The following is a 6,689-nucleotide window of genomic DNA, read 5'->3' on the forward strand; positions in this document are numbered from 1 at the left end:
CGTCGTGGGCGGCTTCGGCCTGTTCGATAAGCTTCTTCTTTCCCGCATTGCCAGCCAGCAATCCGGCCGCCTCGGCGTTTCCGGCCAGCCCCGCCCGCTCCAGAACATCGGGCGCCGAAACGAGGTCGTTGAGCGCACCGAGCCGGTCCTGCAATTCCTCGAGCGCAGCGAGGAAGCGCTTGTATCGCCGCTTTTCCTGTTTGCGTTCGAAGAGCGAGGCGAAGAATTCGGTCGCGTAGCGCAATTTCTTGGCATTCTTGCGGACTTCGTGCCGCGTCTCGTCATCAAGATGCGCGAGATCGCGCCCGAGCCGCCTGACCTTGCGCCGGTACCGGCGAAGCGCGCTCCCGGCAAAGGCGCGGGCCGGCTGGTTGCCATCGGCCTTGCCACCGTTGGTATCGGCCCGCGCGCCGGGCGATATCCATCGGGCGATATCGAACATCAACAGGCGCGCGCGCGGCGATTCCAGCACCTCGCGCACGCGGTCGTACGCGGTTTCCCGCGCGGCGGCGATGCGATCGCGAAGCGCCCCCGCCTGCGCCCGGTCGAACAGGACGTCCAGATCGCGCGCTTCGCCGAGAGTCGACGCAAGCCAGCGCAATTCGTCGCGCAGATGCGCCCCGTCGTCGCCGATGACCGGCCGGAATATCGAAAAGGCGGATCGCATCCGGCGCAGCGCGACGCGCGCCTGATGCAGCGCGTGCGGATCGCCGGCCGTCAGCAGCAGCGCTTCGTTCAGCCGGAAATGGCGGATGCACGACTGGATGATCCGGCCGAACGCCTCCGCAGCGGTCATCGCGGGCTTGAGCGCAACGGGCTCGGCCCTGGCGCTCGGCTGGACCGGCGCCGACAGACGGTAACCGCGCTCGGACTTGGTGAGCACGCCCAGCCGCACCGGGGCAGCGGCATCGATCTTGCGCGCGAGGTCGAACAACGCGCCGCTGTCGCCCGACTTGAGTTCGAGCTCGATCTCGCAGACCGGCGCCGAGCGCTCCCCGGCCACGACCTTGCCGCAATCGAGCACCAGTTCGATCGATGCCCCGCCATCCTCGACAAGCCAGGTCTGGCGGTCGATACGGACCTCGAACACGGGCGCGATGGCATCGGCGGCATCGCCAAGCAGCGTCGGGAGCGGGGTCGAATAATCGAGCACGGGAATATCCTGCCCGACCGCGCATTCCCATTCCGACCGCACGAACAATCCCGCCGCGCTGGCGCCATCCGCCTTGATCGTCTGGATGCGCTTCTTGCCAGTCCGGCGGATGCGAAGCGAAAAGCCTGCCTTTGCCACGTCCTGGTCATCGGTATCGAAATAGGTCGATATCTGACGCGCTTTTCCGGGCGTCCCCGCGAGCAGCCCCGAGGCCGCGACGAGATCGGCCGCCGCGGGTGACAGTTCGAGCTTCAGTTCGACCTCATTCGCCATCGGCACTTTATCCCGGCGTTATGCGACGCCGCGACGACACGCGCCGCGGAAAGGACAATATCGCTCGCCAAACCTTAACATCTGAAACCGGCCTTCGGTACCATATCATCGGTCGGCGAAGTAATACCTCCGAACAGGCTGCACGCGCGCCCGCGATGCGGTAAGGAAAATCATGTTCATTGAACCGACTCGCCGCAGCCTGCTGGGCGCCGCGATAATTGCCGCTACGGCTCCGTGCGTACCGGCCATCGCGAGTACGGCAGCGGCGCCCGCCATCCCGCCGCTCAAGACCGTTCGCACCGACCTGCTCGAAATCGCCTATGCCGAATATGGCCCCGCCGCCGGGCCGGCGATGATCCTGCTGCACGGCTGGCCGTACGACATCCATGCCTTTGAAGCGGTCGCGCCGGCGCTGGCGGCGAAGGGCTATCGCGTCATCGTCCCTCATCTGCGCGGCTATGGCGCGACCCGCTTCCTCGCAGCCGGCACAAGGCGCAATGGCCAGCCCGGCGCGTTGGCGTCCGACACGCTGGCCATGATGGACGCGCTGGGGATCCGCAGTGCAATCCTCGGCGGGTTCGACTGGGGCGCGCGGACCTGCGACATCATCGCGGCACTCTGGCCCGACCGCGTGCGCGGGCTCGTCGCGGTCAGCGGCTATCTGATCGGCAGCCAGGCGGCGGGACAGATGCCGCTGCCTCCCGAGGCCGAGCTGCAATGGTGGTACCAATTCTATTTCGCGACCGAGCGCGGCCGCGCGGGCTATACGAAATATCGCAAGGAATTCTCCAGGCTGATCTGGCGGATCGCATCGCCCAAATGGGCTTTTGACGACGCCACCTTCGACCGGTCGGCGGCGGCATTCGACAACCCCGACCATGTCGATGTCGTGATTCACAACTACCGCTGGCGACTCGGCCTTGCCGAAGGCGAAGCGCGCTACGACGCGATCGAGCAGCAACTGGCCAAGGCGCCCGTCGTCACCGTGCCGACGATCACGATGGAGGGCGATGCCAACGGCGCCCCGCATCCCGATCCCGCCGCCTATGCCGCCAAATTCACCGGCCGCTATCAGCATCGGCTGCTCACCGGCGGCATCGGGCATAATCTGCCTCAGGAAGCACCGGCCGCCTTTGTCGAGGCAATGCTCGACGTGGCGCGCCCGTGACCGCGAAAAGGGCCTAGCCCGCCATGGCGGACTATGTCTTCAAACCGCACGAACGGCCGACGCTTCCCGGGTCGCCGGCCAATCCCGATCATCCGACTTCGCGCATGGTGCGCCATTTCCTGATCGGTTGCCTGATCGGGATCACCGGCGGGCTCGGCAATGCGCTCGTCACCGTCAACCTCAATTTCGCGCAGGGGACGCTCGGGCTCAACAGCGACGAAGCCGCGTGGCTGACCGCCGCCTATTTCATGACGAACGTCACCGCGAACCTGCTGCTCGTCAAATACCGCCAGCAATTCGGGCTTCAGCCGTTCATCCGCTACACGCTCGTCGCCTATGCGGTGACGACGCTCATGCATCTGTTCATCCACGATTTCTGGACCTCGGTTGCGGTCCGGGCGATGAGCGGCATCGCGGCGAGCGGCCTCTCGACGCTGACCATTCTCTATTTCTTTCAGGCGCTTCCGGCTTCGAAGCGGCTCGCCGCGGTGATGATCGGCATCTGTATCCCGCAGATCGCTACCCCGCTCGCGCGCGTCCTGTCGCCGGGGCTGCTCATCTGGGGCGACTGGCACAATCTCTACTGGTTCGAATTCGGCCTCGCGCTCGCGACGCTCGCCGCGGTGTGGGCGCAGCCGCTACCGCCAAGCGAGCGCGAGAAGGTGTTCGAACCGCTCGACTTCCTCACCTTCGGCCTCCTCGCGCCCGGACTGTGGCTGCTGATCGCCGTGCTCTCGCAGGGGCGGATCCAGTGGTGGGCCGAACGGCCGTGGATCGGCTGGTCGCTCGCGGCGAGCGTGGCGCTGATCGCCGCTGCCATATTGGTCGAACATCATCGCAGGAATCCGCTGATCAACACGCGCTGGCTCGGCACGCGCGAGATGCTGCGGCTGATGGCGGTCGCCGCGTCGGTCCGCATCCTGCTTTCCGAACAGGCGTTCGGCTCGGTCGGTTTCCTGAACACGGTGGGCATGATCAACGACCAGATGGTCACGCTGAACCTGATCGTCGTATTCGCGTCGATCGCCGGCCTCGCGACCGCGGTGCTGACTTTCCGCCCCGACAATCTGTCACGGCCGATCATCATCGCGGTCATCCTGATCGTGATCGCATCCTTCATGGACGCGAATACAACGAACCTGACCCGGCCAGGCCATTTCTATCTCAGCCAGGCGCTGATCGGCTTTGCCTCGCTGCTCTTCCTCGCGCAGGCGATGGTGATCGGTATCGCCCGGACCCTGCTCGCGGGCGGAAAGAACTTCATCAGCTTCGTCGTCCTGTTCAGTATGAGCCAGAGCATCGGCGGGCTGGCGGGCGGCACCCTGCTCGGGACCTTCCAGACCGTCCGCGAAAAATATCATTCGCACGAACTGGTCCAGAATATCGTCGCGAGCGACCCGCTGGTCACGGCGCGGCTGGGTGCGGGCAGCCGCGTTGTAGCGGGAACGGTGGGCGACCCCGCGCTACGCAGCGCCGAAGGCGCCGCGCTGCTGAGTCAGCAGGTCACGCGCGAGGCGCATATCCTTGCGTATAATGACGTATTCCTGCTGGTCGGGGTACTTGCAATCTTGACGACGATCTGGGGCTTCGTGATCAGCTGGTCGATCCGGCGACGAAACGAACCGTCACCGGTGATATTATTGGTACAGCGCCTGCAAGCGCAGGCACAGGCGCAGCAGGGGCAATGAGATGAGCGACGAGCCAAAGGCGAACGAGCCCGAACCGGAAACGACAGCTCCGTCCCCCGAGGCTGCGCCGCCGACCGACCCGCAGGTCGACGCGCGGCCGTCGGCATGGCGACCGCCCGACAAGACCCGCACGACCGTCGTCGCCATCGTGCTGGTGGCGTTGGTAGCGATCCTCGCGATCCTCTACTCGTGGCAGCTCCCGCCCTTTTCGGGCGGGTCGGAGCGGACCGACAATGCCTATGTCCGCGGGCGGGTGACGATCATCAGCCCGCAGGTCAGCGGCTATGTCACGCGCGTTGCCGTGCAGGATTTCGCCGAGGTCAAGGCAGGACAGGTCCTCGCGACCATTGACGATCGCATCTACCGCGCGCGCGTCGCGCAGGCCGAAGCCAATGTCGCGGCGCAGGAAGCGTCGCTCGCCAATTCGGCGCAGGCGCAGCGCTCGCGCGAAGTCGCCACCGACAGCCAGAACGCCGGCATCGCCAATGCACAGGCGCAACTGACGCGCGCCGAAGCCGACATGCGCCGCGCGCGCACGCTCGCCGCCGACGGCTCGATCTCGACCCGCGAGCTCGACCAGACGCGCGCCGCGCTGCTCGCGGCGCAGGCGTCGCTGCAGCAGGCGCGCGCTAGCCGCGCGATCGGGACGCAGGACGTCCGCACGGTCGTCGTCGGACGCGCGGGCCTCGAAGCCGCGGTCGCGTCGGCGAAAGCCCAGCTGCGCCTTGCACAGATCGACCTCGACAACACGATCATCCGCGCGCCCGCCGACGGCCAATTGTCCGAGATCGGCGTGCGCCAGGGCGCCTATGTCACCGCGGGCACCCAATTGCTGTCGGTTGTGCCGCACAATGTCTGGGTCATCGCGAATTTCAAGGAAGCGCAGACCGGCGACATGGCGATCGGCCAGCGCGCGCGGTTCAGCGTCGACGCGCTCGGCGGGACCGAACTGACCGGGCGGATCGAGAATCTGTCGCCCGCTGCGGGATCGGAATTCGCGGTCCTGAAGGCCGACAACGCCACCGGCAATTTCGTCAAGGTAGCGCAGCGGATCGCGGTGCGGATCGCGATCGATGGTAACCAGCCGGCGGCGAAAAGGCTGCGCCCCGGCATGTCGGTCGAGGTCCATGTCGACACAAGCAGTGGATCGCCGCGGTGAAGATATCGCACCTCGCGCTGGCGCCGGTCATCGCGGCCGCCCTCGCCGCCTGCGCCGGACCGGACGTCGCAACGACCGCGGTACCGCCCGTTACGCCGCCGGTCGCGTGGCGGACCGATGCCGGTCCCACCGCAGCGCTGCAACGCGACTGGTGGCGCTCCTTCGGCGACCCCGCCCTGACCGCACTTGTCGACAAGGCGCTCGCGAACAACAGCGACATCGGCGTTGCCGCGGCGCGGGTGCGCGAGGCGCGCGCCAATGTCGCGCTTGCGCGCGCGCAAACGCTGCCGACGATCGACGCGACGCTCGGCGGCGGGCGGTCGCGGTCGGTCAATGCCTTCGGCCAGCCGTCCGAGCAGAATTTTGCGCAGCCGCAAATCCAGATCGCCTATGAAGTCGACCTGTTCGGCCGCCTCGCCGACCAGAAATCCGCCGCGCGCGATTCGTGGTTTGCGAGCGAGGCAGCGCATGACTCGGTCCAGCTCTCGGTCGCCGCTGCGGTCGCTGCCAACTATGTCACGCTGCGCAGCCTCGACGCGCGGCTGGAGGTCGCGCGCGAGACGGTGCGCGCCCGTTCGGAATCGCTTCGCATCGCAAAATCGCGTGTCGGATCGGGCTATTCGCCCAAGCTCGAACTCGAACAGGCGCAGGCCGAATATGACGCGACGGCACAGATCGTACCGCAGATCGAACTCGCGATCGCCCGCACCGAAGACGCGCTGAGCCAGCTCGTCGGAGACACGCCGCAGGCCGTCGGCCGCGGCGAGACGCTCGACCGGCTGACGGTACCGCTCGTTCCCGACGGCCTCCCGTCCGACCTGCTGCGCCGCCGGCCCGATGTCGCGCAGGCCGAATATCAGCTGGCGGCGTCGGACAAGAATCTCTCGGCGGCGCGCAAGCGCTTCCTGCCGCAAGTGCGCCTCACCTCTGCCGCGGGCGCTGCCTTTTCCACCCTGCTCGACGATCCGATCTCGATCTGGTCGATCGGCGGCAGCATCCTTGCGCCGATCTTTCAGGGCGGCCGGCTGACGGCGCAGGCCGATGCGGCGGGGGCGCAGCGCGATCAGGCGGCCTTCGCCTACCGCCGCACCGCGCTGACGGCGTTCCGCGAAGTCGAGGATGCGCTCGCCGCGGTCAGGCTGATCGACCGGCAAATCCTGTTCGCGCAGTCGCAGCGCAATGCGCTGGCGGAGGGCTTGCGCCTCGCAACCAATCGCTATCGCGAGGGCTATTCGCCCTATCTCGAGC

At 67.0% G+C, this 6,689-nt stretch carries 5 protein-coding genes; 4 read left to right on the forward strand and 1 reads right to left on the reverse strand.

Features of this window, described 5'->3' with window-relative positions:
• On the reverse strand, positions 1–1,426 hold a 1,426-nt coding region (locus VGD20_RS10895), incomplete at its 3' end, for a CHAD domain-containing protein (protein WP_331134471.1).
• A gap of 172 nt (positions 1,427–1,598) precedes the next feature.
• Here VGD20_RS10895 and VGD20_RS10900 point away from each other — a divergent pair.
• The 4 genes from VGD20_RS10900 to VGD20_RS10915 form a co-directional block, all read left to right on the forward strand.
• Positions 1,599–2,594, forward strand: a complete 996-nt coding sequence (locus VGD20_RS10900) for an alpha/beta hydrolase (RefSeq protein WP_331134467.1) — start codon at positions 1,599–1,601, stop codon at positions 2,592–2,594.
• A 23-nt stretch (positions 2,595–2,617) separates the two neighbouring features.
• Positions 2,618–4,282 carry an MFS transporter gene (locus tag VGD20_RS10905; RefSeq protein ID WP_331134468.1) on the forward strand — a complete coding sequence of 555 codons (1,665 nt, stop codon included), beginning with the start codon at positions 2,618–2,620 and terminating at the stop codon, positions 4,280–4,282.
• A 1-nt stretch (position 4,283) separates the two neighbouring features.
• On the forward strand, positions 4,284–5,441 hold the full coding sequence (locus VGD20_RS10910; protein ID WP_331134469.1) for an HlyD family secretion protein: 1,158 nt from the start codon (positions 4,284–4,286) through the stop codon (positions 5,439–5,441).
• Positions 5,438–6,689: efflux transporter outer membrane subunit (locus VGD20_RS10915; RefSeq protein ID WP_331134470.1), on the forward strand; the 1,252-nt coding region annotated here is incomplete at its 3' end. The genes VGD20_RS10910 and VGD20_RS10915, both read left to right, overlap by 4 nt.

The organism is Sphingopyxis sp. (genome assembly GCF_036402335.1).
In the GTDB taxonomy this organism is placed as follows: domain Bacteria; phylum Pseudomonadota; class Alphaproteobacteria; order Sphingomonadales; family Sphingomonadaceae; genus Sphingopyxis.

What these genes read in the sequence shown, in the direction of transcription:
- VGD20_RS10910 (WP_331134469.1), top strand. Translation starts at nt 4,284, where the DNA reads ATGAGCGACGAGCCAAAGGCGAACGAGCCCGAACCGGAAACGACAGCT.
- VGD20_RS10905 (WP_331134468.1), top strand. Translation starts at nt 2,618, where the DNA reads ATGGCGGACTATGTCTTCAAACCGCACGAACGGCCGACGCTTCCCGGG.
- VGD20_RS10900 (WP_331134467.1), top strand. Translation starts at nt 1,599, where the DNA reads ATGTTCATTGAACCGACTCGCCGCAGCCTGCTGGGCGCCGCGATAATT.